Source organism: Pseudoalteromonas sp. DY56-GL79, from assembly GCF_041414765.1.
GTDB classification, from domain to species: domain Bacteria; phylum Pseudomonadota; class Gammaproteobacteria; order Enterobacterales; family Alteromonadaceae; genus Pseudoalteromonas; species Pseudoalteromonas piscicida.
In genome coordinates, this window is record NZ_JANHZS010000029.1 from 19,914 (window position 1) to 45,622 (window position 25,709).

27 protein-coding genes and 1 pseudogene are annotated in these 25,709 nt (G+C 42.5%); 7 read left to right on the forward strand and 21 right to left on the reverse strand.

Annotated features, from left to right (window positions below; all coding sequences use genetic code 11):
• Positions 1 to 28 precede the first annotated feature (28 nt).
• Positions 29 to 907, forward strand: a complete 879-nt coding sequence (locus tag NO992_RS19265; protein ID WP_371379936.1) for a helix-turn-helix domain-containing protein — start codon at positions 29 to 31, stop codon at positions 905 to 907.
• Positions 908 to 978: 71 nt separating this feature from the next.
• On the opposite strand, the gene NO992_RS19270 is transcribed toward NO992_RS19265, so the two are convergent.
• A complete protein-coding gene (locus NO992_RS19270; protein WP_371379938.1) occupies positions 979 to 1,566 on the reverse strand; it encodes a Fic/DOC family protein in 588 nt (195 codons plus the stop codon).
• A complete protein-coding gene (locus tag NO992_RS19275) occupies positions 1,556 to 1,711 on the reverse strand; it encodes a hypothetical protein (RefSeq protein ID WP_017217632.1) in 156 nt (51 codons plus the stop codon). Before NO992_RS19275 ends, NO992_RS19270 begins: the two co-directional genes overlap by 11 nt.
• A 232-nt stretch (positions 1,712 to 1,943) precedes the next feature.
• On the opposite strand from NO992_RS19275, the gene NO992_RS19280 reads away from it, so the two are divergent.
• Positions 1,944 to 2,435, forward strand: a complete 492-nt coding sequence (locus NO992_RS19280; RefSeq protein WP_017217631.1) for a hypothetical protein — start codon at positions 1,944 to 1,946, stop codon at positions 2,433 to 2,435.
• Between the two features lie 155 nt (positions 2,436 to 2,590).
• Here NO992_RS19280 and NO992_RS19285 read toward each other — a convergent pair whose 3' ends face one another.
• Together NO992_RS19285 and NO992_RS19290 are read right to left on the reverse strand one after the other, a co-directional pair.
• The gene (locus tag NO992_RS19285; RefSeq protein WP_010369844.1) at positions 2,591 to 2,824 is read right to left on the reverse strand and encodes a hypothetical protein; all 234 of its coding nucleotides are present in this window, start codon (positions 2,822 to 2,824) and stop codon (positions 2,591 to 2,593) included.
• A gap of 88 nt (positions 2,825 to 2,912) precedes the next feature.
• Positions 2,913 to 3,812, reverse strand: coding sequence for a LysR family transcriptional regulator (locus NO992_RS19290; RefSeq protein ID WP_211865084.1), 900 nt, complete (start codon positions 3,810 to 3,812; stop codon positions 2,913 to 2,915).
• A gap of 110 nt (positions 3,813 to 3,922) precedes the next feature.
• On the opposite strand from NO992_RS19290, the gene NO992_RS19295 reads away from it, so the two are divergent.
• From NO992_RS19295 to rsgA, 3 genes are all read left to right on the forward strand, one after another.
• A complete protein-coding gene (locus tag NO992_RS19295; RefSeq protein ID WP_371379941.1) occupies positions 3,923 to 4,786 on the forward strand; it encodes a type 1 glutamine amidotransferase domain-containing protein in 864 nt (287 codons plus the stop codon).
• 10 nt (positions 4,787 to 4,796) lie between these two features.
• Positions 4,797 to 5,951 (forward strand): iron-containing alcohol dehydrogenase, encoded by a 1,155-nt coding sequence (locus NO992_RS19300; protein ID WP_138581889.1) that lies wholly within the window; start codon positions 4,797 to 4,799, stop codon positions 5,949 to 5,951.
• Positions 5,952 to 6,343: 392 nt separating this feature from the next.
• Entirely contained in the window at positions 6,344 to 7,387 is a 1,044-nt protein-coding gene (gene rsgA, locus NO992_RS19305) for a ribosome small subunit-dependent GTPase A (protein WP_371379943.1), read from the forward strand.
• A gap of 174 nt (positions 7,388 to 7,561) precedes the next feature.
• On the opposite strand, the gene NO992_RS19310 is transcribed toward rsgA, so the two are convergent.
• Positions 7,562 to 8,317: a hypothetical protein gene (locus NO992_RS19310; RefSeq protein ID WP_371379945.1), complete on the reverse strand. Its 756-nt coding sequence runs from the start codon at positions 8,315 to 8,317 to the stop codon at positions 7,562 to 7,564.
• 415 nt (positions 8,318 to 8,732) lie between these two features.
• On the opposite strand from NO992_RS19310, the gene NO992_RS19315 reads away from it, so the two are divergent.
• Positions 8,733 to 9,926 (forward strand): serine hydrolase domain-containing protein, encoded by a 1,194-nt coding sequence (locus NO992_RS19315; RefSeq protein WP_371379947.1) that lies wholly within the window; start codon positions 8,733 to 8,735, stop codon positions 9,924 to 9,926.
• 67 nt (positions 9,927 to 9,993) lie between these two features.
• Here NO992_RS19315 and NO992_RS19320 read toward each other — a convergent pair whose 3' ends face one another.
• The 14 genes from NO992_RS19320 to NO992_RS19385 all read right to left on the reverse strand — a co-directional run bounded on the left by NO992_RS19320 (position 9,994) and on the right by NO992_RS19385 (position 23,346).
• Entirely contained in the window at positions 9,994 to 10,965 is a 972-nt protein-coding gene (locus NO992_RS19320; protein ID WP_371379950.1) for a transposase, read from the reverse strand.
• 177 nt (positions 10,966 to 11,142) lie between these two features.
• On the reverse strand, positions 11,143 to 11,916 hold the full coding sequence (locus tag NO992_RS19325; RefSeq protein WP_371379952.1) for a M48 family metallopeptidase: 774 nt from the start codon (positions 11,914 to 11,916) through the stop codon (positions 11,143 to 11,145).
• Positions 11,879 to 12,265, reverse strand: coding sequence for a membrane protein (locus NO992_RS19330; protein WP_010369828.1), 387 nt, complete (start codon positions 12,263 to 12,265; stop codon positions 11,879 to 11,881). Before NO992_RS19330 ends, NO992_RS19325 begins: the two co-directional genes overlap by 38 nt.
• Before the next feature lie 19 nt (positions 12,266 to 12,284).
• Positions 12,285 to 12,509 (reverse strand): membrane protein insertion efficiency factor YidD, encoded by a 225-nt coding sequence (gene yidD / locus NO992_RS19335; RefSeq protein ID WP_010369825.1) that lies wholly within the window; start codon positions 12,507 to 12,509, stop codon positions 12,285 to 12,287.
• Entirely contained in the window at positions 12,502 to 12,726 is a 225-nt protein-coding gene (locus tag NO992_RS19340; RefSeq protein WP_010369821.1) for a DUF4177 domain-containing protein, read from the reverse strand. Before NO992_RS19340 ends, yidD begins: the two co-directional genes overlap by 8 nt.
• A 375-nt stretch (positions 12,727 to 13,101) precedes the next feature.
• The gene (locus NO992_RS19345) at positions 13,102 to 13,818 is read right to left on the reverse strand and encodes an aspartate/glutamate racemase family protein (RefSeq protein WP_371379955.1); all 717 of its coding nucleotides are present in this window, start codon (positions 13,816 to 13,818) and stop codon (positions 13,102 to 13,104) included.
• A 63-nt stretch (positions 13,819 to 13,881) separates the two neighbouring features.
• The gene (locus tag NO992_RS19350) at positions 13,882 to 15,015 is read right to left on the reverse strand and encodes a PepSY-associated TM helix domain-containing protein (RefSeq protein WP_371379957.1); all 1,134 of its coding nucleotides are present in this window, start codon (positions 15,013 to 15,015) and stop codon (positions 13,882 to 13,884) included.
• Positions 15,016 to 15,199: 184 nt separating this feature from the next.
• Complete coding sequence (locus NO992_RS19355) at positions 15,200 to 15,355, reverse strand: hypothetical protein (RefSeq protein ID WP_371379959.1); 156 nt, start codon at positions 15,353 to 15,355, stop codon at positions 15,200 to 15,202.
• A 105-nt stretch (positions 15,356 to 15,460) separates the two neighbouring features.
• Positions 15,461 to 17,566 carry a TonB-dependent siderophore receptor gene (locus NO992_RS19360; RefSeq protein WP_371379961.1) on the reverse strand — a complete coding sequence of 702 codons (2,106 nt, stop codon included), beginning with the start codon at positions 17,564 to 17,566 and terminating at the stop codon, positions 15,461 to 15,463.
• 64 nt (positions 17,567 to 17,630) lie between these two features.
• Positions 17,631 to 18,473, reverse strand: coding sequence for a response regulator transcription factor (locus tag NO992_RS19365; RefSeq protein WP_010369810.1), 843 nt, complete (start codon positions 18,471 to 18,473; stop codon positions 17,631 to 17,633).
• Between the two features lie 93 nt (positions 18,474 to 18,566).
• On the reverse strand, positions 18,567 to 20,432 hold the full coding sequence (locus tag NO992_RS19370; protein ID WP_017217619.1) for a S8 family serine peptidase: 1,866 nt from the start codon (positions 20,430 to 20,432) through the stop codon (positions 18,567 to 18,569).
• Between the two features lie 770 nt (positions 20,433 to 21,202).
• Complete coding sequence (locus tag NO992_RS19375) at positions 21,203 to 21,988, reverse strand: DNA-binding domain-containing protein (protein ID WP_371379963.1); 786 nt, start codon at positions 21,986 to 21,988, stop codon at positions 21,203 to 21,205.
• Complete coding sequence (locus NO992_RS19380; RefSeq protein WP_371379965.1) at positions 21,981 to 22,811, reverse strand: DUF692 domain-containing protein; 831 nt, start codon at positions 22,809 to 22,811, stop codon at positions 21,981 to 21,983. Before NO992_RS19380 ends, NO992_RS19375 begins: the two co-directional genes overlap by 8 nt.
• Positions 22,812 to 22,896: 85 nt before the next feature.
• A complete protein-coding gene (locus NO992_RS19385) occupies positions 22,897 to 23,346 on the reverse strand; it encodes a hypothetical protein (protein ID WP_371379967.1) in 450 nt (149 codons plus the stop codon).
• Between the two features lie 159 nt (positions 23,347 to 23,505).
• On the opposite strand from NO992_RS19385, the pseudogene NO992_RS19390 reads away from it, so the two are divergent.
• Positions 23,506 to 23,721 (forward strand): annotated as a pseudogene (locus NO992_RS19390) (hypothetical protein).
• Positions 23,722 to 23,742: 21 nt separating this feature from the next.
• Here NO992_RS19390 and NO992_RS19395 read toward each other — a convergent pair.
• Positions 23,743 to 24,735 carry a helix-turn-helix domain-containing protein gene (locus tag NO992_RS19395; RefSeq protein WP_371379969.1) on the reverse strand — a complete coding sequence of 331 codons (993 nt, stop codon included), beginning with the start codon at positions 24,733 to 24,735 and terminating at the stop codon, positions 23,743 to 23,745.
• On the reverse strand, positions 24,735 to 25,643 hold the full coding sequence (locus NO992_RS19400) for a GGDEF domain-containing protein (RefSeq protein WP_371379971.1): 909 nt from the start codon (positions 25,641 to 25,643) through the stop codon (positions 24,735 to 24,737). Before NO992_RS19400 ends, NO992_RS19395 begins: the two co-directional genes overlap by 1 nt.
• Positions 25,644 to 25,709 lie beyond the last annotated feature (66 nt).

Consider the following 25,709-nt stretch of genomic DNA (forward strand, 5'->3'; position numbering starts at 1 on the left):
ATTATTAGATTCAGGAAATGGTAGGTCGATGCAAACGCCAGAAGAGTACGAAGTAAGCCAGCGTATAGGGCAGCTAATAATAGGCCTTAAGCATAAACGCGGGATGTCGCGAGAAGATATATGCCGCCACCTCGGGATTGGCATGCGAACGCTAGACAACTACCTTAATGGCGTTAGCTCCTTCAAGCTTGGTACGTTAATGAAGTTTGCTGACCTCTGCAGAGTTAAACTCGCTGATATTTTGGATGATACTGAAGCGCTCTCACGACTGTATCCAGACAATATTAAGGACAAAGGCAGTATTCTTACGCTAATATTGGGATCGGCTTTTGGCGTCATTATTTTTGAATCTACTTTATTTATCTTATTGTTAGTTTTGTTCTTTTACGCTTACAAAGACAAAAATAGTCAGCTGTTGACGCTTTGCTTTGTAGTAGTATTTTTGTGTTCAACGGTAGCTGTTTATGCGCTGGTAAATGTTATTTTCCCAATTCTTGATAGTGGATATCATAAGAATATCTGTGCGTTCACCATTCAATTTTCGCTCAGCCTTTTATTACTCTTTTTACTAAAACATCGGATGGCTTTTGCGGTGTTGCTAACCCGAGGAAAAAGTGCCTCAGTGTTTGAAAAAAACTATGCGGAGGGGCCATTACATTTCTTAGTTTTGACCTTAGCGTTAATAGATTTTTTAGCCTTAATGGAGAACTTTCTGCGCAATCTGGAGCATTTAGGTATAAACGAAGAAACCGCAAAGATGTTCTGGGAAGTAACCTTCTTTTATGACTATTTTGCTTACTTGAAATCAGTGCCTATGTTGCTGTGTGTCGCGGTACTTTATATCGGGTTTATAGCTAGAAGAAATGCTCCGCTACAAGTTGGGTATCTTGAGTCAGCACCAAAATAGGGCTGTTAACATATCGTGCTGTATGTGGATTAGCACTCGCTACAATTCAGGCATTAAACGTATGGGGTAAGCTATCTCGTCGCGAGTGTTAGGATGGTGTTTAGTGGATTTAAATTACCGTAATAGCCATCTATATTTGCTTGAACCCATTCATCTTTTGATATGTCTGGCCAATTGACAGAAAAGCCTAAGAAAAATAGTAGCTCCTCAAAGAAAAAACGTTGAGTTCTACCATTGCCCTCTCTAAAGGGATGAATAATATTTAATTCACAGTAGATATCCGCAAGCTGGGCTAAGATTTCTGGTTTAGCTGCGTTTATATCTAATGTTTCAATTTGCTGGAACTGCTTTTGTACTTCAACATTGATTCGTGAACAAGTACAAAACCGAGTTTCCCCTTTGGAAATGTCAACTGTTCTAATCTCACCAGCCCAATCAAATACATCTTGAAATAAATACCAGTGGAGATGTCGTAAATGATTTAAACTAAATTGGTGGAGGGATTTGATTGTAGAAGAGTATTTACTATATCTAAAGGCGGTAAACGCTAGCTCAGCTTCCGCTAACTCATTTGCATCTGTAATATTAAGCTTATTAACTAGTACGTCAGATTTTGGATAACAATAACTATCCTGAGCAACGCCGTATTTATCTCGCATATTTTGCTTTTAAATCAGCAATTGATTTGCTCACGCTCTCTTTTTTAAAGCTTAGACCTTCGTATTTAGCGCTTATTTCAAAGTTGCTCATTTTAGGTATAAATGTTTGAACATTTTTTGCTTTTTTCACCGAAGTAACAGCCATAAATACACCTCTTGTCTGACTTCTTAAGTATAACTTAGCACTATAGTTATGCCAATAGTTCAAAACAGCCCGCTTCTTTTACTTACACCATAGCTTGGCGTATATGAAGCACCATTCGACTTTGATAGTTTGATATGATATTTGACAATTTTATGATGACTCAGGCCCCTTGCAAAACTAGCTTCGTGTGTGGGTCACTTTGTCTATGTGCCTGAAAAACTCAGAGGACAACATGTGTAATAAAAGTCTTAGTGCTCGAATTCCTGCCTATAAAATGGTATTTGCAAGTGGCGAACTGCAGAGAACCTATAAGGATCTCGTCTCTATCGTTCAAAGTCTCAGAGCTGAATTCAGTAAGCAGTATAAAGGCCAGTTTACAGTCGCAAACGTGTTACACGGATATATTGACTTTACATACTTTTATCTACAAAACGATTACCTTAAAAAACATAAACTCAAATTGGCAGTGGTGTTGAACCATCAAGAGGTGCAATTCGAACTTTGGCTCCTTGGGCAAACAAAGGATGTTCAAATTGAATATTGGACAAAGTTACAGGGTATCAAATGGGTGAATCAAGAGGTTATGCCTGAGTGGTCAATCTTTGAAATTCTAATGCTTGCTGACCCTGATTTCGACAATGTAAAAGTGCTATCAGAGCGGATCCATGGTGTGTTTGCTGAACTGTCTGAGGAGATCTTTGCTACATTGAAGGCTTATCAGTAGCACACATAACATTCTGAGTTTTCGCAGGTTATCTGCGCCGTAAAGCTTAAGTTGCTAATTTCTTTTCAAACTTTAACTCTATTTCTAGCGAAAAAAAGAGTGCTAGTAGTAGCACTCTTGTCAATGCAAAACTCAACAGCAATAACCTTTAGTTGCTAGTCCATGCTTGGGGCACTGGAGTACACCAACTCAATTAGGTTATTCATCGTTCTTGATTTTTGCATATAAGCTTTTTCCATATGGGCAAGCTCTTGTAGTTCAAATAAGGTCGTTTCTACGAGTGCCAGCCATTTTTCTGTGGTGTCTGGTACCGCTTCACTTTGCTTTGTTGCTTTTTTTAGTGCGTCGTAATAAATAGTTAAGTCACGATATTGGCTTTGATAGTCCATTGTTGTTCCAACCCGTCTCTTTTAATTTACAGCAAAGTAACAGGAATTCTCAGCAGAAATCTGCGGAAAATAATTTTTTTACAACTTTTTAATTCGAAAGATAATTAATATTAGCAAAGGCGGAGATCACATCCTTTGCAAAGGCAATGCGAGGGTGTTTTAACGCGCCCTTTTTCCACACCAAATAGATATTGTTTTCAGGGCCTACGGGGCCAAGTTGGATCAGTTCACCTGCTTTTATGAGATCTCGGCAGAGATAATCGGGGAGGACGGAGTAACCTATTCCAGAGCGAATGATGTTAGCAATTGCTCTAATGTCTGGACAAATGGCGATCACATTAGAGTTGCAGCTCGCATTAAATACACGGTCAAAGTATTGTCTTACCAAAGGTAAGTCTTGATCGTACGTGACGACGTTATAGCTTGAGAGTAAGTCGGCGGTAATATCGCTGTCTTGAATTTCTCGGCCCTCTAAACGGTTCATCACTAGCCACAATTGCTCTTTGTCTAGAACTAAATAGTCAAAGCTTGTGGGATCTGGCGCAGAGGCGGCAATGGCGATGTCAGCGGTGTCGTTTATTAGTGCGTCGAAAATGTTAATTTTATTGCCAATATGAAGTACCACGTTAATGTTGCCCGCTTGCAATAAGTTGGCGATTTGTGGACCGGAGACAAAGCTTAAATACTCCGCGGGGCCAGCAATATTTAGTGTGCCAAACACCGCATTGGAGCGTGCCCGAATTGAGGTGATCTTCTGCTCTAAAATATCGATATGACCAGACACCTGCAGCGCTAAGTCATGTGCTGTTGGCGTTGGCTTCACCCCTCGTGCTTGGCGTTCAAACAGGGCTTTTCCTACTACCGCTTCCATGGTTTGAATATGTGCCGTGACAGCTGGCTGCGACATCCCCAAGTTGGCCGCTGCTTTGGTGATATTTTTGCAGCGGTATACTTCCACAAAGGTTTTTAGTTGGGTGAGATGAGACATAAAACACTCTAGCCATAAATATTCTGATTGCTCCTACCAATTTATCCGAATTCTCCTGTATCCGCAAATCGCCTAAACTCATCGATATTGAACTGGTATGAGGAGCCGGGATGAAAAAGGGTATAGTGAATACGTTGGTGTGGGTGTCATCGTTATTGGGTGCAGCACTTACGCTTAGCGCTCATGCAAGTGAAGGTGAGGTATTAGTGTTACTTTCGAGCGAAACCTCGATGGAACTTGCCAGTGGTGAGACAATAGAAACAGGTTATTATCTCAATGAGTTTGGGATCCCAGCAAAGGCGTTGGTGGATGCTGGATATAAACTGGTCTTAGCAACACCAAAAGGCAATGCCCCTGCTGTAGATCAAAAGTCAGTGACGGTTGACTATTTTGGCGGTGATGAGACTAAATTACAAAGCATCAAAAAATTTATTGCTAACCTGCCAGATATTAATGATACCGCAAGTTTTAGCGAGATCCTTGCTACGGGGTTAGACGAATTTGATGCGGTATTTATTCCAGGCGGACACGCACCATTAATTGATTTGGCGAACAATCCGCAGGTGGGTGAAATTTTGCGCCATTTTAACCGCGAGAATAAACCTACAGCCGCGATTTGCCACGGCCCAATTACGTTGCTGTCGGCGCAAAGTGAACCAAAAGCGTATTATCAGAGTTTAACAACACAATCACCTGTTCAAGCGAAAAACTGGATTTATGACGGATATCAAATGACGATATTTTCGAACCCAGAAGAACAAGTATTTGAAAGTACTTTAAATGGTGAAAAACTCAACTTTTACCCAGCAGCAGCGATGTCTCAGGCTGGAGGAAAGATGCAGTTTGCAAATGCATGGCAGCCAAAAGTGGTTGTTGATAGAGAGCTAATTACGGGGCAAAACCCGTTTTCAGACAAATTACTAGCAGAAAAGCTGCTAGAAATGTTAGCGAAAGAATCGAATATTAAACAGTAAGGAATTGAGCATGCTTAATTTTGTATTTAAAAATCAAACCGAAATTCTTTTTGGTAAAGGTCAAATGAGTGAAATCACCTCACGATTACCTGAGGCTGCAAAGGTGCTGCTACTGTACGGCGGCGGCTCGATTAAAAACAATGGTGTATACGACCAAGCGATGAGCGCATTGACAGGTGTTGAGGTTGTGGAATTTGGTGGCGTGGAGCCAAACCCAACATACGAAACGCTAATGCAAGCGGTCGCGACAGCAAAGCAAAACGATGTGAACTTTATTCTTGCGGTTGGCGGCGGCAGTGTTATTGACGGCGCAAAGTTTGTGGCGGCAGCTGTGAATTTTGACGGTGAGCCTTGGGACATTTTGGTAAAAGGCGCAAGCTTTAGCAATCCATTGCCGATTGGTGCTGTGCTTACTTTACCTGCGACTGGCTCTGAGAGTAACGGTAACTCAGTGGTTACTAAAAAGGCAACCTCGCAAAAGCGTGCGTTTTCGTCACCAACAGTGCAGCCGCAGTTTGCGGTACTTGACCCAGAATACACCTATTCACTACCGCCTCGCCAAGTGAGTAATGGGGTGGTGGATGCGTTTGTTCACGTGATTGAGCAGTATTTAACGTATCCAGTAAATGCGCCACTGCAAGACAGATTCGCAGAAGGTATTTTACAAACGCTTATCAGCGAAGGGCCAAAGGCGTTAAGCGAGCCTAACAATTATGATGTAAGGGCAAACGTGATGTGGTCTGCAACTATGGCGCTAAATGGCCTTATTGGTCAAGGCGTACCACAGGATTGGTCAACGCATATGATTGGTCACGAGCTAACGGCATTGTATAACCTTGACCACGCGCAAACGCTTGCGATTGTATTACCTGCGGTGATGTATGTGCAACGAGACAAAAAAGCCGAGAAAATCAAGCAACTTGGTGAGCGTGTATTTGGTATTACAGCGGCGGATGAAGCACAGCAAATTGACCAAACGATAAAAGCAGTTCAGGACTTTTTTGAGTCGATGGCGGTGCAAACGCGTTTAGCTGATTACCAATTAGACGAAAAAGCAGTACAGGAAGTTATCGCTAACCTAGAAAAGAACGGCATGACGGCATTAGGTGAGCACGGCGATATTGATTTAGCGAAGGCGAAAGAGATTTTAATGCTGGCGTTGTAAGCTTATTAAAATCACAAGAGCAGGCGGATCAGCGTCTGCTCTTGTTTTAGCCCAGATAACATACGCAAAAATTGCGTGATTGATATCGCTTTAAACACAAAACTTTTATCTATTATTGAAATTAGTTGCGTGAAATACTTGGTTTACCTTGCCTATCTTCAGTGCTAATCTACGGCAGTATTCAAAAAAGTTTAAGGAGAATTTGATGATTGTTTTATTGAGCCACCCGGTAAAAGTTGTAGCTAGGTGTGATTAGTAGACGCTAACTTTCGTCTCTTCTAAATTTTTACTCCTTTTACCCGGTGTGATGCCTAACAGGCTTCTCCGGGGTCAATGATATTCATTAACCCTGCTTGATTTTTGCCGTCTTTCTGCATTTTTGAGATTTTATAATGAATACATCTTATTCGCCAACACAGCTTGGTTGGCAAGCATTTTTTCAACAGCAACTGACACTAACAGAATTGGAATCATCAAATCTTGGCCGCGTGATAGCGCACCACAGAAGTAATTATTTAATCCAGTTGCAATCACGGCAAATTTCTTTATCTACTCATGTATCACTGCCTAGTATGACGGTTGGTGATTGGGTTTTGTTAGATGAAAATTATCAATTTATTAGGCTATTATCCCGCAAATCGGTTATTTCAAGGAAAGCTGCGGGCAGTAAAGTCGCGGAGCAATTGATAACCGCAAATATCGATAGCCTGTTTATTGTTTGCTCGCTAAATCAGGATTTTAATCTAAACCGGATCGAACGTTACCTAGCACTGGCTAATGAAGCGCAAGTGGAGCCAATTGTTGTTTTGACTAAGAAGGATTTGATTGACGGTTGGCAACAGCAAGTACAACTCGTTCAGGAGTTGGACCCATTTTTGACAGTCGAAGCGATTAATGCGTTGGATCCGAGCTCCGTTGAGTGCCTAAAAGCTTGGTGTAGCACGGGAAAAACGTTGTCATTTGTAGGTTCATCAGGTGTGGGTAAGTCCAGCTTGGTGAACACGCTGTTAGGGTGTAAAGAACAGCTCACCGGTTCAATCCGTGAAGATGATGCAAAAGGGCGGCACACAACAACTGCTCGCTCGTTACATTTTATGGACAATGGCTCAGTGTTGCTCGATACGCCAGGAATGAGAGAGATCCAACTAGCCGACTGCCAACAAGGGATCAGTAAAACGTTTGCAGAAATTGAAGCGTTAGAAAGCGCCTGCCGTTTCAGTGATTGCTCGCATCAAAATGAGCCCGGATGTGCTGTTCAGCAAGCGATAGAGAGTGGAGAACTTGAAGTTAGGCGCTTCAACAACTTCATAAAACTAAGAAGTGAACATCAAAGAAACAACGTCAGCCTAAAAGATAAGAGAGACAAGGAAAGAGCACTTGCAAAGAAGTATCGTTTTGTACAAAGCGATACTAGAAGACTAAAAAAGGGCTACTGAGCAGTACTAGCTAGTTCTGTTTTATCTTAAACCAAAGTGGACTCGCTCCACTTTGGTTTCGTTTTTCTATGCTAAAGTACGGCTAAAGCGAAAGCGGCTAAAAAGACACCCATTTAAATTTAGAAGAAACAGGGTGAGGCATTTAACGCTGTGACTACTCAAAAGCTATGTAAACTAAAAAGTAAACTCTAGATCTTTAATAACCCTTGATTGGATACCCCTAATTAAACTATTGTCTTTAAGTGCACCAGAAAAGCTGCCTGTTCTAACTCTCTGAACTTCCATATCAAATTCACATGGTTTTGAAGTTTTAATCTGGTCTAGATCTATGAGGCTAGCGCTTTTTGCATTGAATGTATTGCTTGTCGAGTTTCCAAACTGTGTTGAGAAAGAGCCTGTCACTAACCCGCCCGTATTATTCGGGCATGCATAGTTAACGATAAGAGATGTCTCACTCGCTAAGTCTATTCCATCAATATGAATTTCAATATCTTCATCATATCGAAAAGTTTTCTCTGCTTCGGGGGTAAGTATCAGGAAGCCTAAGGGAAGCTCAACTGACGCTGAAGCATTTTCTTCCTTCTTCCGATTTAACTGGATAGTATATAGGCTGTTACCAGTTACAACAGAGGATCTGCCCTCGTAATCAATATCTAGAATGTCAGTATCTTTAATCAATTGGATCGTCTGACCATTTACGATCGCTCTTAGTGTATCGCCTTCGCTTAAATTTACATTAGAGCCGAACGAGTCCCCAACATTTAACTCGGCCACAATTCGGGCTCTTTCTCCATTTGAATTTATTGATATATCTGCACTAATTGCGTTTGTTTTCAACAGATCAGATTCTGTTTCAGATGTGCAGGCCGTGAGAAATGTGCTGATACTGGCTACTGTTATAGGTAGTAGATAAAGTTTGGATGGTTTCATTTTTTACCCGTGATTCATTTAAAAACAAATTCTCCAATTTAGAAACATAGATTGCAAGTTAAAAAATGTAATGGGATTGTACGGTATAAGGAAACAGTCAGTGTTAATAGCTGGAGTTATTTAACAACTTTTCAGTGCATTAATGCTATTCCTGTTTATGATTCACGGCTTTTGCCGTAGCTGCTCAAAACTTGGGTGTGTGCTTATCCAACTATGTTGCTCATCGCTTCTCGGAGAGAGAATGTTAAAAAGACACCCATTTTTAAACGGTGACGCTAAAGTGGGTGTCTGCATATGCCAACAATACAGGTGATAGAGTTAGCTTGATGTTTGAAACTTAATTGTCGTCAAAGCAAACTTTTTAAGGCCTCAATACGACAATAATATTTTAGCGTTTGAATATTAAGGCTGATATATGAGAGTCATGAAAATCACACTGGTGGCAGCTCTGGTTACTGTGGTGAGTTGTGCAGAACAAAAGTTGAAAGCTGTAGCACCAGATTATGTAAATAAACAACGAGTGTTCGAGCAGAGTATTCGCGAAATTAATGATGGCGGAGTGAGTAGTGAAACAGCGAGTACACTTCAATCCAGAATGAGCACATACCGCGTCCCTGCGGTTAGCATTACAGTTTTTGATAATAATCATATTCTTTGGTCGAAAGGTTACGGCGTTACAGATAAGTACTCAAAAGTGAATGTAACGCCGGATACGCTGTTTCAGGCTGCTTCTATTTCTAAAGCTGTAACGAGCTTTGGTGCTTTTAAGATGATAGAGCTAGGTCGTTTTGGACTACATGAAGATGTAAACAGTAAGCTTACACGCTGGCAGATCCCCAATAATAAATTTACTAAAGAAAATAAAGTGACACCCAGTCGAATTATGAGTCACACTTCAGGGCTCAATGTACAAGGGTTCGCTGGTTATGGCAGAAACCAAAAAACTCCTTCGCTCGTACAGGTTTTACAAGGGAGTGAGTTGAGTAATTCCCCATCAGTTAGAGTGTTTCAAACACCAGGGAAGTCTGAGTTTTATTCAGGTGGTGGCATGACAGTTTTGCAACTGTTGATGGAAGATAGTAGTGGGCTGCCATTCTCTGAGTTATTGGAAAAGCAGGTATTAAAGCCCCTAAACATGAATAACAGCTCTTTTAAGCTAGCGTCGCTGAATCTGCCTCAATATAGAGTTGCTAAAGGTCATGATTTACAAGCAAATATGATCGCTGGAGGTTATCGGCTATATCCTGAAAAGGCAGCTGCGGGGTTATGGAGTACTCCTTCTGATTTAGCATTATTTATGATTGCTCTAGGTAAGTCCTATCGTGGTGATGACGAAAGCTTATTATCTCCACATCTTGCGAAAGTCATGCTTACTAGAGTTCCCGGTGCTGGTGGCACAGGAATAGGACTCGATGGAGAAGGTAACGCTTATAGATTTAGACATAGTGGTGGGAATGCTGGGTATACTTGTTATGCCGTGTCTTTTGCTAGTGTTGGCCGAGGTTTTGTCGTTATGACAAACTCAGACAATGGCTTTCAATTAATCCATGAAATCTCTAGAGCCATTTCTGAAGTTTATGATTGGCCTGCATTATGGATGCATGAATAAGCAAACTATATTGCTTCTCGCTAAGGCGCAATTGGTCTAGGTTCTCAATTATCAATTGATTTGATGATTAACCAAAAAGTACTACGCAATTGGATATATTTGAACGCCGTTGAATTGAGAGTGAATCACAATATTTTTGCTTTGCTGCTGAGTTACCAGCAGCTCCATGGATCACAGTACTAAATTGTGTTGTCAGGGTTATCCAGTTCTTAGAAGTTAGATTTAACCTGTCTAAAATCGGTTGTTTGTTTTTAATGTAACCTATTTTGTCACTTCTTATGCAACGCCCTGTGAGTTCGACCAGTTCGATATATGATGACAGCTCAAGCGGTATACCTTTAGGCATATGCTTTCTCGGATTGCCTGCAAATCGGAATAGTGAGCGAGGTTGCTTTCCTTGTTTGGCTAATTCAATACGCTTTTTTATACTCGTGTATTTAGATTCTTCAGGTAGCTTAGCTAGGTTAGCGCGAATGGGATTTAGATCAACATAAGCCATGCACGCAACAAGTGCAGCTTCATCAAGTAGTGCTTGTGATTTGAAGCGCCCCTCCCAAAACCGACCTGTACATTGGTCCTCTTGATTTGCTCGTCGTGCAATATACTCATTAAGTGTTCTCATAAACCAGCTGATACAGGTAATGCGTGATCGATATATATTGATAGTATTATCAAGTATTGACCTTTCCGCATCTGATAATGGCTCATTACGAATAAACTTATGTGTGAGCCAATTGCCTTTAAACTGCTTGTGCCAGCGAATGATAATAGCTTTGTCAGTTAGACGTTTGGCTTTTTGAATATCAACATGTAGAACTATATGGGTGTGGTTATTCATAACCGCATATGCACAGACATCAATGCAAAACGTTTTTTTAAGGGCGAGTAGCTTTTCTTCGACCCAATCTCTGCGATGTTCGTAAGAGCGCCCAGTGGCTATGTCCTGACCGCAAAGGTAGGCTTGCCTAACGCAGCGAGAAATACAGTGATAATATTTGGTTTCTGATAGACAAATTTGTCGGCAGCGTGCAGTGGCCATATTAGATACCTTCAATCCTTTGAATGTATGTTAAGAGTAGATTGCCTTAGTCAATTTAACAAATGAAATACTAAATGGTAAATGGGTGGGTGTCTTTTTAAAAGTTGTTTTAAAAGCTTGTACTGAGCAGAGTTTAACAACGGAATTTAACAAGACACCCACTTTAACCTGTAAGGATCATGGCTTTTGTCGCAGCTGCTCAATGCGTTGCTCAAAGCTTGGGTGTGTGCTTAACCAACTATGCTGTTCATCGCTTTCCTTGGCGAGCTTTTCGAATATAGAGATCATTGCGTTACTATTACCATACAGCGTCATTAGCTTGTTGTGCGCGTACAAATCAGCCTCGAGTTCAGCGTGCTGAGAGTAATTTTGGTTGATGCCTAACATTGCGCCCTGCATCATAAGATCTGAGAGCGCAGAGATGTCACCCAATACGACACTCAAACTGACAAATACGATAGACGAGCTCACAAGAGATTCCATTACGTGATTATGCTCGACATGACCAATCTCGTGGAGTAACACTGCGCTAAGCTCTTGCTGAGTCGATGCTAGTTCGACCATGTTATCGGTGATCACAATGGTACCATTGGCCAATGCCATGGCGTTGGCTTTATCTTTCCACTGCCTAAATTCAAGTTTAAATTCACGTTCACTCGATGCATTGGCGCCAAGCAATGAGACAAATAAAGCGCGAGTCTCTTGCTGTTTGATTTCACTTAATTTTGATTCAGAAAATTCCGAGTTATCTAGCTCGTTTAGGCTTCCTTCGTCGATGATTTGGTAGATTTGTTTGGGCAATGAGGCCGAGATCTCTTTAGCGAAGTAAGGCACGCCTTTGGTATAAAACTGATAACCACTAAATAAAACGACCACAACCGTGGCCGCTATAATCCAAAGCCACTGCGTTTCTTTAGATTGCTTGATTCTGTTGTGTATCTTTGAGCTCATCTAGTACTTCTCGCATTACATCGATGTTGTATTTTCTCACTATTTTTTGGCTGTTAAATAACTGAGGTAGCTCAATTAAACACACTAAAATTAGCAGAACCCAGCCATAAAAGAGAATAAATACAAGCCCTAAGAGCATCAAGGTGAGGTTAATTACACCTCGTGCTGTTTTACCCAGATAAAAGTGATGTAAACCTGCGGCAAAGAAGTAATTGAGTACGGCGTAAGTATCAGGATCTTTTACTAGCTGTTCTTCTAGTTGGTAGTACTGCTTGCGCGCTTCAGGACTTAGCTGAGCAACTTGGTTCCTCAACGCTTCTTCTTGTTCTCTTAATGCTATTTCGTCCATGCAAACTCCTAGGATTAGGTTACGGTAGGGGGTCTGACTTTATTTCAATACAATCTGGGTCATTGCAGCGCTTGATACGGCAAAAGCCGATACGCACGCCTTTAAAGAAGCCGTATTTTTCGATTGCTTGATAGGTATATTCAGAACATGACGGCGTAAAATTACAACTTATATTGAAGTGGGCTTTTGCTCCACCATTCGCTTGATAGCGGCGAATGGCAGACAGAGCAAAGCGTTTAAGCACGTTTACGACCAAGTGTTAAGATCACGGCTTCGCGGCTCCAAAACAGCATAAAACGTTTGTTTTCGATAACTTGGAAAACAAGCTGCCAGCCATCTTGCGCTTCCATATTTAAAGTTGCTTCAAGCTTTTTTAACGGTAATCCACTTGAGCCAAGTAATAGTGTGCCGCAGCCACCTTCAACTACATGGATAACTTTATATTCGTCGTATTGGGTCATAATACATCCCTGATTTAATTAGGGCCTGTTGACCTTTCAAGTTTGTTTTTGCAGCAGTTTGATTGGTATTTATACAAGGCAGAGCCTGCGTAGCATAGTTATTCTATGTAAGTTAGGCGACAACACAGTAGAAATGCCAATCAAGCGCTGCCCTTTGGGTTCCCCTGAGTGCGCTTTGTTCATTGTTGCTCAACTTTTGCCTAGATTACTAGGCGACAAGTCGAGCGTCGCGATCAAAACACACTCAGGAGAACAAAAATCAAACAGCAAAGGTCAACAGGCCCTAGAGTAAGTGAGATTTTATTCTATAGGAGCCAAGTAATCGCGACAATAGCGATTTCGTTGTTATTTTTTTAATTACAACAAAGTTTGATATTACTCATAAATAAAGCAAGACGTTACCCCAAGTGACCACTCTACAACGGCTTCAGCATGAAGCTTGGTAGTGTCGTAAAGAGGAACTTGAGTATGCACTTGTTGAACGAGCAAACCTATTTCTGTGCAACCTAAAATTACCCCTTCAGCCCCTTGTTGATAGAGTACGTCGATGATGTCTAGATAAGTTTGCCTTGAGCTTGCGTTGACTTCACCGCAACATAATTCGTCATAAATTATGTCGTGAACCAAAGCTTGCTGGTCCCCATCAGGTGTTATGACCTCAATGCCGTGAAGGTCTTGCAATCGTGCTTTATAAAAGTCTTGCTGCATCGTAAACCTCGTACCTAATAGTGCGATGCGTATTACGCCGTCGTCTTTAAGTCGCTTCGCGGTTGCGTCGGCAATATGCAGTACCGGTAATCCTGACGCTGCGCTAATTTCATCTGAAATTTTATGCATGGTGTTGGTACAGATCACAATGGCATCTGAGCCTGCAAGCTTCAACGACGTAGCAGCGCCTGCCAAAATGGTGGTCATTTTCTGCCAATCACCAGCGGCTTGAAGCTTTGCAATTTCGGCAAAGTCGACGCTATACAAGCAAAGCTTTGCACTGTGTAGCCCGCCAAGCTTTGCTTTAACGGTTTGATTGATAAGCTGGTAGTAGCTTTGTGTTGACTCCCAACTCATACCGCCAATTAGCCCAAGTTGTTTCATAGTGATTGCTCGTTATTTGCAGATAATAACGACAATAACGGATCTGGATTGAAACTTGAACCGTCAGCTTAAGGCGAGTTGACGGTTTTTCTTACTCTTGAGTTTTTTACGCTTTCTTTGCCACCATAAATATAACCCAGTAAAACCAAGCAATACGGGGGCGAGTCCCATAATGCACCAAATTATTTTACTGCTAAGCCCTGCAAAGTGGCCAAAGTGGAGTTTTCTAAAGCTGTCGATTACCCGGTCTAAAGTAGACGCTGTTCGAATATCGTAGGCAAAAGTTTGTTTACCAGATTGCGCGTCAAAGCTAACCGTTGCTGCATAGTTACTAATGAACGGGTTGGCATCGGCTACGCTGCCAAAAATGGTAATGCTGGTTTGCTCTGGTTCAAATGGAAATAGCCAGTAGGTTGGTTTAAGTCCGTCAACTGCACGATGGCTTTGGGTCATCATGGCATCAAAATCTAATGAGTGATTAAACATTGCGTGGTTGACAATATGGTGCTCATCTTCTTGATGCTCAAAAGCCTCGTGATAATACTCCACTGCATTAAAATAAACGCCAGTAATGCCGAGCGCGAGTAATACCGGCGCACTCCAAATACCAATTACCTTATGCAGGTCGCTCATCATGACGAGCCGAGGAGCTTGTCGCCTAAAGCTAAAGAATCGCCGCCAAAAGCGCCGGTATATCACTAAGCCGGAAACACCAAGCAAGGTAAAAAGTATAGCCACAGCTAAACCGATAACGACACCCATGTGTGGAAAGGTTTTACTCACATCATCGAGTAGTAAGGTGTAATGTAGGTGAAGAATAAAATCGGTAAAGTCGCTGTGAATACCCACAGGCTCGCTTAGCATTTTGCCTGCGTACGGATCCAGATACGTTTTAAACCACGTGTCTGTGCCATGCTTTAATAAATAGACTCTATCAGCTTCGTAGCTGTCATCGAATATTTCCCAGCTACCAATTTCATAATTTGGATGGGTGTCTGCGACATAGTTAACGAGCGCATTCATGGGCTGACGTTGGACGTTTTGGTCCTGATAAGTCAATGTCGCTTGCTTTGGAAGTAATAGGCTATCTATCTCGAATTTAAACACCAACATGCTACCTGTGACAGACATAACGGCGAGCGGCAGTATCGCGATTAATGCCATTGCACTGTGCCATTTAAATAGTGTTTTACGCATTGTTTTCCTTTGAGTTAAAGCTAAATGAGAATGAATAAAGGGATGAATTAACAAGTGAATTAACAAGGACACCCACCTTAATGCTTGCAGGCGCGTTAAGGTGGGTATCCGTTTAAATCTTTTATTTAAATCTCTTTAAATCCCGTCCGTTTATATCCTTTCGTAAGCTCTCTTAGGTGAGAGATTAAAAGCGGTAATGGAGACCAACATCGGCTTTGCGCTCAGCACCCATCCAGCAGTTACTTTCGTCATAGCATGCGCCAATGTATCGCTTGTCACTGAGGTTACTAATACTAAAAGTGATCCTAGCTTGCTCGCTGAGTTCATAGTGAATTAACAAGGACACCCACCTTAATGCTTGCAGGCGCGTTAAGGTGGGTATCCGTTTAAATCTCTTTAAATCCCGTCCGTTTATATCCTTTCGTAAGCTCTCTTAGGTGAGAGATTAAAAGCGGTAATGGAGACCAACATCGGCTTTACGCTCAGCACCCATCCAGCAATTGCTTTCGTCATAGCATGCACCAACGTATCGCTTGTCACTGAGGTTACTAATGCTAAAGGTGATCCTGGCTTGCTCGCTGAGTTCATAATCCAAGGCGATGTCGAATAAGGTATAGGATGGCACGGTATCTGAGTTGTATTTGCCAACATAACTCTCGCCAACATACCGAGTACCAACACTCACTTTTAGTGCGTCTAGCAGGCTTGGGTAATAGTTTAACCATAGCGAAGCAGTGTTATCTGCAACCCACACTAAGCGTTTCCCCACCAAATCTTGGTCTAATTCATTTTTAGTGACTTTCTGATCTAGATGCGTGGCATTGAACTGCACGTCGAGTTGTTCGTTAACGGTGTGAGAAGCCTCAAGCTCAATACCTTTAGACTGGACTTCACCGGCTTGGGTTTTCGTGACAAAGTCTTTGCTGTTAATGATTTCGTTCTGCTTAGTGAGATCAAATAGCGCAAATGTTAGCTGCGTATTGCGAGATTGATATTTAACGCCAAGTTCCCATTGTTCTGCTTCAGTTGGCTTGAAGGCTTGTTGAGTTACGCTATCTTCTCCTGCAACGGGCTCAAATGACTGACTATAGCTTACGTAAGGTCGCCAACCAGAATCCAGCTGATAAAGTGCGGCAATTCTTCCGGTGAGTTGGGTGTCATCAATATTTGATTCCGTTTGCCACTCGGTGCCAGCGTAGTTTTTATCAGCAGTAACATCACTGGTGAAACTGTCGTATCTAAGACCTGCCAAGAGGGTCAACGCTGATATTGTCACTTCGTCTTGGATGTAAAACGCACGGTTACTTTGTTCAATATCGTGCGCTTCGGTATAGAAGTTAAGTGGCAAAGCGCTGACATCAAACGCTGCATAGTTGGGCGCTGCAAGATTAATACTTGGTGTGCCTGTCCCAAGTGTATCCCAATACCCTACGGTTGAGCTTAAGGTTTTGTATTCAAAACCCAAGAGCAAGTGATGTGATGAGTCGCCAACCGTAAAGTAAGTAGACAATTGGTTGTCTAAAACATAGCCATGTTGCGTTTCATCGGTTTTATAGGCTGCACGGGCAAGTATGGTGTCGCTATCTGCTATTAAGTTTTGGTTGTAGGTATTTTGCTGTAGGCCTTCTGCATCGGTGTAACGCCAGTTGGCAAACAAAGACCAATCGTCAGACAAACTGTGCTCCAGCTTTAGCCCTGCCATTAGCGTTGTTCTATCAAAATTAGACCAATTGATATCGCCTGCAAATGCATCGGTATCTAGATAACCGTAACTTGCACGCGTGAGTGTACCAACACTATGTAAGGGAGTGGACGGTATGGCTTTGGGATCGTCTTGGTAATAAAGCTGTGCAGTTAACGCCGTATCTTGGTTCGGTTGCCAGCGCAGTGAAGGTGCAAATACAGTGCGTTCTTCTTCCGTTGTTTTTTGCTGGCCATCACTTGTTCTTGATAGCGCAATGGCTCGATAGCTTAGTTCATCGGTGATCACACCTCCATGATCAACGCCGATTTCTTTGAGCGCTCTGCTACCGAGTCTTAGGCGAACCTGGGTTTGCTCAGTGCCATTGGCAAGCTTTGCGATTTGGTTAACCATGCCACCTGGCGGTGCTGAGCCATAAAGTACTGACGCTGGACCTTTTAGCACCTCAATGGTGTCGGTGGCAAAGGCATCAACTTGAGGATATAAATTCCAAAGATTATTGGATTGCAGTTCTAGGCCATCGTAGTAGTTTCGATATGATTCAAAACCGCGAATAGTGTATTGATCAAAAATGGTGACCGTACTGCGGCTTTCTGGTGTGATACCAGAAACATAGCGCAACGCAGCATTGACCGAGTCAGCTTGGCGTAGCTGCAATGTGTCTTGATCTATATGAGAAATAGAAAAGGGCGCGTTGATTGGTGCTAAAGACGACTTTGTTCCGGTACTTTTATATTGGCTGCCCTGAACTTCTATTCTTTCTAACTCATCTTTTTGGCTTTCATTGGCGCTGGTGGTTTGAGAAAGCAGTGAGAGGCATACTGCAGCATAGAGCGTGTTAATTTTCATTGTTCTACTACTATGGATAATGAGAGTGATTCTTATTATATATATTTGCACGGTTCAGTTTTGTCTAAGAGTGCACTCGTTGTGAAATTTGCTTGGGTGAAAGAGAAAATAATTGCTTAAAACGACGGCTGAAGTGCGCCTGATTTTTAAATCCACTATCAATAGCAATTTGATTTAATGATGCAGAGCTATTGAGTAACTCAAAATAAGCGTGAGTGAGTCTGGTGCGGATCAGGTATTCACTGGCACTCAGATCAGATGCGGCAAAGAGTTTGTGAATATAACGTTTTGACCAGCCAGAATGCTCACATAGCATGTCGATACAAAATGCTTCATCACTTGCATGTGTAGAGATGAGCCGTTTTAACTCCGCCAGCGGCGACCTTGGTAATTGGGTCGGCTGGCAAGCGCTTAGATGCAGTACAATTTCATCTTCAAGCCATTTTGCCGCTGTTAAATTTAGCGTTGTGGCGGTTAAGGCGCTTTTGAATAATGTTGATAGACCAGAGGGAATTGTCAGTGCTTGTCCATGCAAAAGCCGCTTGCCGGTTCGAGATACGAGCCAATTGATTGGAAAGTTGAAGCTAACGGCGTGGTATTGTGTAGGAAGGTGAAAAACATGTTTTTGATTTGCTTCAAGATAGATTAACTGCGTTAGATCCGCACGCTGCAAGGATTGCTCAGTCAGCCACCAACCATTTCCTTCAGAGATAAGGATCAAACTACCATAGTTTTCAGGCATCATCGCCGCAGTTTGCGCAGTGCGATGGTAAATAATGCCATCGAGCTTTACTTGCGAGATACTACTACAGATGAGCGGCACTTCGGTGTGTAGTTCACCGTCAGACACATGGTCATAAAACCCTTGATGTAATAATTGGCTGTAGAGATCTAATACAATACTCATTAAAAACAAAAATGGCGGCTCAAACGAGCCACCACTGTACTTGTTTTTTCAATAAACCCCAAACGAAATGAGATTTATTTGTAATAAAGCCAATTAGTAGCTTGCAACAAGCGTTACGCCAGAGAAGCTAGAGTAGCCACGTAACTTGATGTAATAGGTTGCACCTTGACCTGAACTTAAACTACAAGATTCATTATTACCATTTAAGAATGGACGACAGTCATAGGTTGATGTCGTAGGTGCCGCACCTTTACGAACATACAAGTCTGCATCGCCAGAACCACCAGAGCTTGCTACTGTTAATGTTACATTTGCTGGAACATCAATGGTGTATTGCAACTCTTGGCCAGATGCACCAGCTAGACCACTTACTGGGATGCCGTTTTCTAGGCAATTACTACCACAGCCACCTGGATCAGATGAGTAAGTACCTGTGAGGGTCGCATTTGCATACGCAGCGTAACCATTTAGCATCACATACCAATCACCTGCAGTCGGATTGGTGAAATCGCATGATTCATTATTACCATCCAGATAGGGGCGGCAAGCGTAACTATTCAGCGTTGGTTGAGAGCCTTGCTGTACATACAGGTCGGCATCGCCAGTACCACCAGCAAGTGAGAAGTTCAGTGCGCTAGCGCCTGCTGGAACAACCAACTTATAGAAGGTTTGCTGACCAGATGCACCTGATGCACTGACGCCTTGGCCATTAACTAGCTCTGTGATTGGATCTGGATCTGGGTCCGGATCAGTGCCATCAGCTAGTGTATAAAGTAGCTCGTTAGGTGAACCGCTTTGTGGGTTAGAGACTTTACCTTTTGATGAGCGTTGGCTCAGCAAGCTATCAATTTGTGACGGGCTTAGACTTGGGTTTTCATCCAAATATAACGCAACAGCACCCGCAACGTGTGGTGCGGCCATCGAAGTACCGCTGATGGTATTGGTTGATGTATCTGAGTTATACCAAGCAGAAGTAATACTTGAACCCGGTGCATAAATGTCTAGACAGTTACCATAGTTTGAGAAACTAGAACGGGCATCGCTGCTTGTGGTTGAACCCACAGTGATTGCATTGGCTGCACGTGCTGGTGAGTAATTACAGGCATTGCTATTGTCATTACCCGCCGCAACAACAAAGCTAACGCCTGAGGCAACTGCGTTATTTACTGCGTCATCAACCGCTTGAGAAACGCCACCACCCAAACTCATGTTAGCAACGGATGGGCCTGATGCATTGTTTTTAACCCAATCGATACCAGAGATAACGCCTGAATATGAACCCGAGCCGTTACAACCCAATACTCTTACGCCAACGATATTGACGTTTTTCGCTACCCCATATTCACCGCCACCAATTGTGCCTGCAACATGGGTACCATGACCGTTACAGTCTGTTGCATCATTGTCATTATCAACAAAGTCATAACCATGTGATGCACGGTTACCAAATTCATTGTGACTAATGCGAACACCCGTATCGATAACATAGGCCGTTACGCCAGTACCATCAAAATCATAATGGTAGTTTGAGTTTAGCGGTAGATTACGTTGATCGACGCGATCTAGACCCCAAGTTGGATTAGCTTGGTCGCCACTTGCTGTGATAGCTGGGGTCACTGTAACCACTTGGTCTTGTTCGATATAGTCAATATTTGGGTTATTAAGCAGACCTTTTAGTTGCTTTGCCGATGCATTAATCACCACACCGTTTAGCACGCCACCAAACTCTTTTGTAATGCTTACGTTATGTTTATTCTGTAACGCTTTAGCTTGCTTATTAGCGAAGGCTGCAACCGCTTTACTGTCTTTGACATTTAAAACAGAAGGTGTTGTGAACACCACAATATACTGATCATCGATTGCTTTGTTTGACTCTACGCTAAGTATTTTAGCGGCTTGTGCGTTGACTGAAGTCAAACCCGCTAATACTGCAAAACTAATAGCACTTAATTTACGCATTTTGTTGTTCCTTGCATGTTGTTTTGTTTAATTGTGTTTACCAATCTCAAGGTTATGAACTTATCTAGCTGCTGTAGACGCGTTATTCACCAAAGTTCAACGCTTGATTGCGTTTGTTTTGAGATAATGAACAACGCCAGCTAAATAAAAATTGCACATAATTTCGACTGGTTACACTAGGATAGAAGTAAAGTTTAAAAAATAAACAAAAAATATAAAAAAAATTTACAATGTGTTTTTTAATGCATAGATTAGCTGACCAAATAAGCGAGAGATTTATGCTTGTTCTTTATATATTGTAAATAAATACAATTAGTTAATTTTGATTTTAGGGAGGGGTAACGCGACAGGGTAAGAGGAATAAATAGGCTAGAAAAATTCCAAATAAGTATAGGGTATGTGATTTTTTGTTAATTTATCTTTACATTTAAGCTTGGTTTTTGACTTTTGAATTGTTAACAAGGACAATGCCAATCAAGGTGAAAACCATGCTTATTATTAAACTTGGTTGATACAGCTTTAACTTCTCTTTGATCCTCATTTTCCATGCCGCTTTGTTGAATATCGCGGTTATATAACCTGAGGTTTGGATAAGGAATGTTCCAACTCATTGTTTCTAAAGAATAACTTAGTTTTTTCCTTGTCTAGCCAGAGAGTTTTAGGGAAAACAAGGCGAATTTACGCACCAATAGCTGGCTATTGGAAGTGAATTCAACGCAGTTAGCGCTAAAACTGGCTGCTAGAAAGGCATTAATTATCCGCAGCTCAGGTTATATAGCAACTTTAAAGCCACTAAACCATCCCAAATTAAGCCCTTTTTGCAGTAACTGCATCACCATTGCTGTGCCTTGTGCTAAATCATCACTTTGCTCAGCTGCGTATTCACAGACAAAACTAAACGGCAGCGCGTTCTTCATGCTTTGTAGACAAGCAAATTCGGCTGCCGTTAACGAGTGATACCCAGTGCGCATATCGCGCTCTCTGGCGAGTATCCAGTAGTTTGGTTTTGTCGACACTTCAGGGACCGGTGTACTGTTCTTTAACGCTTGCCAGCTGTCGACCGCATTATGTGTAAATCCCAATAAGTGAACGCTGGGGTGAAAAGTAAACTGCAAGTTTGGAAAGTGTGCTGCTGCAATTTTTTGTAGGTGCACAAGTCCTAATTGAGGCGCATCTTCTGCGTCAAATGCACTGAGTAATGTACGTTCAAATTGTGCGATTTCAGTGAGAATAGGGTAGAGCTTAAATGGCTCAAATTGACTTAAATATTCAGGAAGCGCGTCGCCAAACTGGCGCAATGAGGTCGAACGCGAAGGAAAGTGCTCTAGATAGCCCGAGAACATCTCATCAAACAGGGCATCACCCAAATAAAAGCCAAGAATTTCATGATCTTGTTCTAACACTTTTTTTAATCTGATGTGGTAAGCGTTAGTGTATATTTGCGCACGTTGTGCGACATTTAGGCCGCTTTGATATTCAATTTCAGCTATTAATTGGCTGTCATCGCCTTTTAGCATTGCAATAAAGGCGTGTTGCAGCGCGGCGAGATCAGCCATATGTTCTCAAACTGCTAGGGGCTATTCCTTTGGCTAAGTTCAGCTCTTGTAATAATCCCGCGAGTTCAGGAAAGTTATCATCACGTTCAATCATGGTGTTAATAGGGGATCTGTTTTGAGTGTATTGGCGATACAAACTCCACACCTCTTCGCAAATAGGTTGGTCGTGCGTATCAACAATATGTGTACCAAAATCGCTGTGGCCAGCCAAGTGAATTTGTGCGACCGCTTGTGTTGGTATGGCGTTAAGGTAAGTCATTGGGTCGAATTGATGATTGCGTGAGCTTACATATACGTTGTTGATGTCGAGCAATAACTGGCATCCGGTACGCTGGTGCAATTCGCTCAAAAACGCCCACTCTGTCAGTTCAGATTGTTTGTAGTTTAAATAACTTGAGACATTTTCAAAGATCATTGGACGCTCAAGGTAATCTTGTACTTGATTGATTCTTGCGGTGAGATGTATCAGCGCTTCTTCAGTGTAGGGAAGTGGCAATAAATCATGGCTATTAAACTCGCCTAAGCTGCTAAAGCAGAGGTGATCTGACACCCATTCGGGTTCAACCCGTGCGATGGTGCGTTTAAGTTGCGCAAGGTAATTCATATCTAGGGGCGAAGTACTGCCTATCGACATCGATACTCCGTGCATCACAATGGGGTAGTGCTCTTTAATCTGCGAGAGGTAATACCAAGGCTTGCCGCCGTCGACAAAGTAATTTTCAGAGATAATCTCAAACCAATCTACTTGGGGTCGGGTGTCGATAATAGCGTCAAAATAACACGTGCGTAGGCCAAGACCAAAGCCCAGAAAGGGTACTGACATAATTGCGCTCTTTTAATGCATTGTGCGTGTTTATCTATTGCAATAATAATCATGATAGATAAACACGCGCCGAGGTTAAAGCTTATTAGCTTTCCGCTTTACCACCAATGTCAGCACAGGCCTTTGCTGGCATGCTGACAAATCCAGTCCCTTTGCAAGAAGCGTGTCCCGCACAAGCATTACTTGCGGTTTTACAATCGTTATGGCCTCCGCAAACGTTGACATCGTGGCAGTGCACAAGGTCGGCCTTTGCGACACTACCAACCCATGCGTCTTTTTGATTGCCACCGACATCACTGCACGCTTTACTCGGCATGGCAACAAAGCCAGTGCCTTTGCAAGAAGCTTGTCCTGAGCAGGCATTACTCGCGGTTTTACAATCGTTATGCCCGCCGCAAGTATTGACGTCATAACAATGCACTAAATCTGTTTCAGCTGTCGCAGCTTGTGCGTTTGTGGAATTGTTTTCTGTGCTATTACAACCCACTAAACCCGCTACCATCATCGCCATTGCAGCGCCCGTTAATGCTTTCATTTTTTTAATCCTCTTTGTTATCTATTAACGTGCTTAGCTTCGGCCAAGGGGCTGCTTATCTTTCAAGTTTGTTTTTGCAACAGTTTGATTGCCATTTATACAAGGCAGAGCCAGCGTAGCATAGTTGTTCTATGTAAGTCTGGCGATAACACAGTAGAAATGCCAATCAAGCGCTGCCCTTCGGGTTCACCTGAGTGTGCTTCGTTCTTTGTTGCTCAACTTTAGCTTAGCCCACTATGCGGCAAGTCGAGCGCCGCGATCAAAACTCACTCAGGAGAACGAAAATCAAACAGCAAAGGTAAGCAGCCCCTGGGATTATCGAAACGCAGTCACGTTATAAAAGACCTAGTAACCGCAAGATCCATTTCAGTGTAGAAGAAAAAATGGGGGATAAAGTTAAATCTTACGAAAATAGGAAGGTGTTAATCCCGTCCAGCGCTTAAATGCACGGCGAAAATTAGTAATGTCGCTAAACTGTAAAGCGGTTGCAATTTGTTCATTGGAATAGCCTTGCTCAGTCACGTAAAACATGGCTTGTTGACGATGCAGTCTGTCTTTTTCGTTAATAAAAGTAGTCTGATGTAGCTTGAGTTTACGTTTGAAAGTTGCAGCGCTCATGCCCATCATTTCGGCGATTTGCTCACTATGATATTTAGGATATTTTAATTGTAAGCGATGCAGTTGGGCGAGAAATCCACGCTGTGGTGAGGGCAAGGCCTTTAGCTGCCGAGCCACTAAATAAGGAAAAGTGCCAATTTGTTGCTGCGCTAAAACTTGGTTACTCATTACAACCGCAAAATCACTGTGATCAAAGCTGTAAGCTAGGTGTATATGGCTCAGGTATTGCGCGACTTGTTTTGGCTTTGTATACGGAAACTGCAATGTTAATGTGGTTTCTGGGCTACGCCACTTAAGGTAGCCACAACAAAGGCTTGCCATTGCTTCGCATAAAAATCGAGTGACCGCAGGCTTACCTTCTGCAATGGCGGGTGAAAACAGTAAATGGCAGCTTGTTTCCGTCTGGAGTTTTCTAACGTGGTAAAAAGGTAATATATCCAACCCTTTAAGCAGAAGTACTTTGAGTAATTGCTGTATGTTGTGGCAATTAAATAGCAGCTCGGCATGGTGACTGATCAGCGTATTAAGTAGGTATTGGCCGTAAATAAAACTGACTTCCTGACAGCTCGCTTGACTGACAAGGTTGCTTACAATTGTTTCAAACTGCTCATAACTAATGCAGGTTGGATTAGCGTGCAGATCGGTATAAAACAACTTACTGCCTTTCAAAATGATGTCTGCATGTACACCGCGCTGGGAAGCCAACTCCACCAAGGGGAGTGCAAAGTAGCGACTCGCAAGTTGTTTTGTTTGGCACTCAAAATAGAACATTAAGCCGCAGCTACCTTGGCCTGATTCAGCTCGCTCACAAGCGCTGCTATCAGAGGTTCAAATTCACAGTGTTTGTCATTAACTTCGATACAGCTCCATCTCACTGCACTATATTGTGGCTGGTTTTCACCATCATCATAGTTGGCATGGCGGGCGATAAATTCGGCCGCACGGTTAGCAAAAGCTTGGGCTTGAATATGGTTGCTTTGCGGGTGAACGACCACAAATTTATCTGCCGCAAAACGACATAGCAGATCACTCTCTCGCATGCTCAAAGAGAGCATATCGGCAATATCGCGCAGTAACTGATTACTTTTTTGCATACCATGCTGGCGAGAATAAGCGGCAAAGTCACATATATCGAATAGCGTTAAGCAAAATGGGCTATTGCCATTGGCAAGGCGGGATTGTTCGTGGCGAACTTGATTTTGCATATACTCTACGCTGTAAAGGCCGGTGACAAAGTCGGTCATGCTGTGGTCACGATAAAAACGCTCTTTTTTCATTAAGGTTTGATTGAATATGCTTTGTTCTTTATACCAGTAATAGGCTGAAATACTCATCAGCACCATGCCAAAGCAAGCAGGGATCGCTTCAAAACTGGTTAAATAATGGGGCGTGAATACCACCATCTCATCCAAAAAATCCCACAGCATAGAAACATACATGGCACTCAACCCTGCAAACAGTAGGTTAGTGACGAGCCCTTTTGGTCGAGTGAGCAAGGTCACCGCAATCCAAATCAGTGTCATCAGTGTGAGGCCGCCTTCACCAAGGCTATCGAGCCAATTGACGTCCGACAGTGGTCGCAATACTGAGGTATAGGCCGTGATGGTAATGGCAACCAGTGTGAGTAGCACTAGTAGCAACCACCGTGATTGATGAAGTAAAAAAGGCTGAAGTTTCATATTTGTTGTCTAGTCAAAATGTAGAGCGATATAGTAAAAATTTGCGCTTGGTGCTGATAGGGTCAA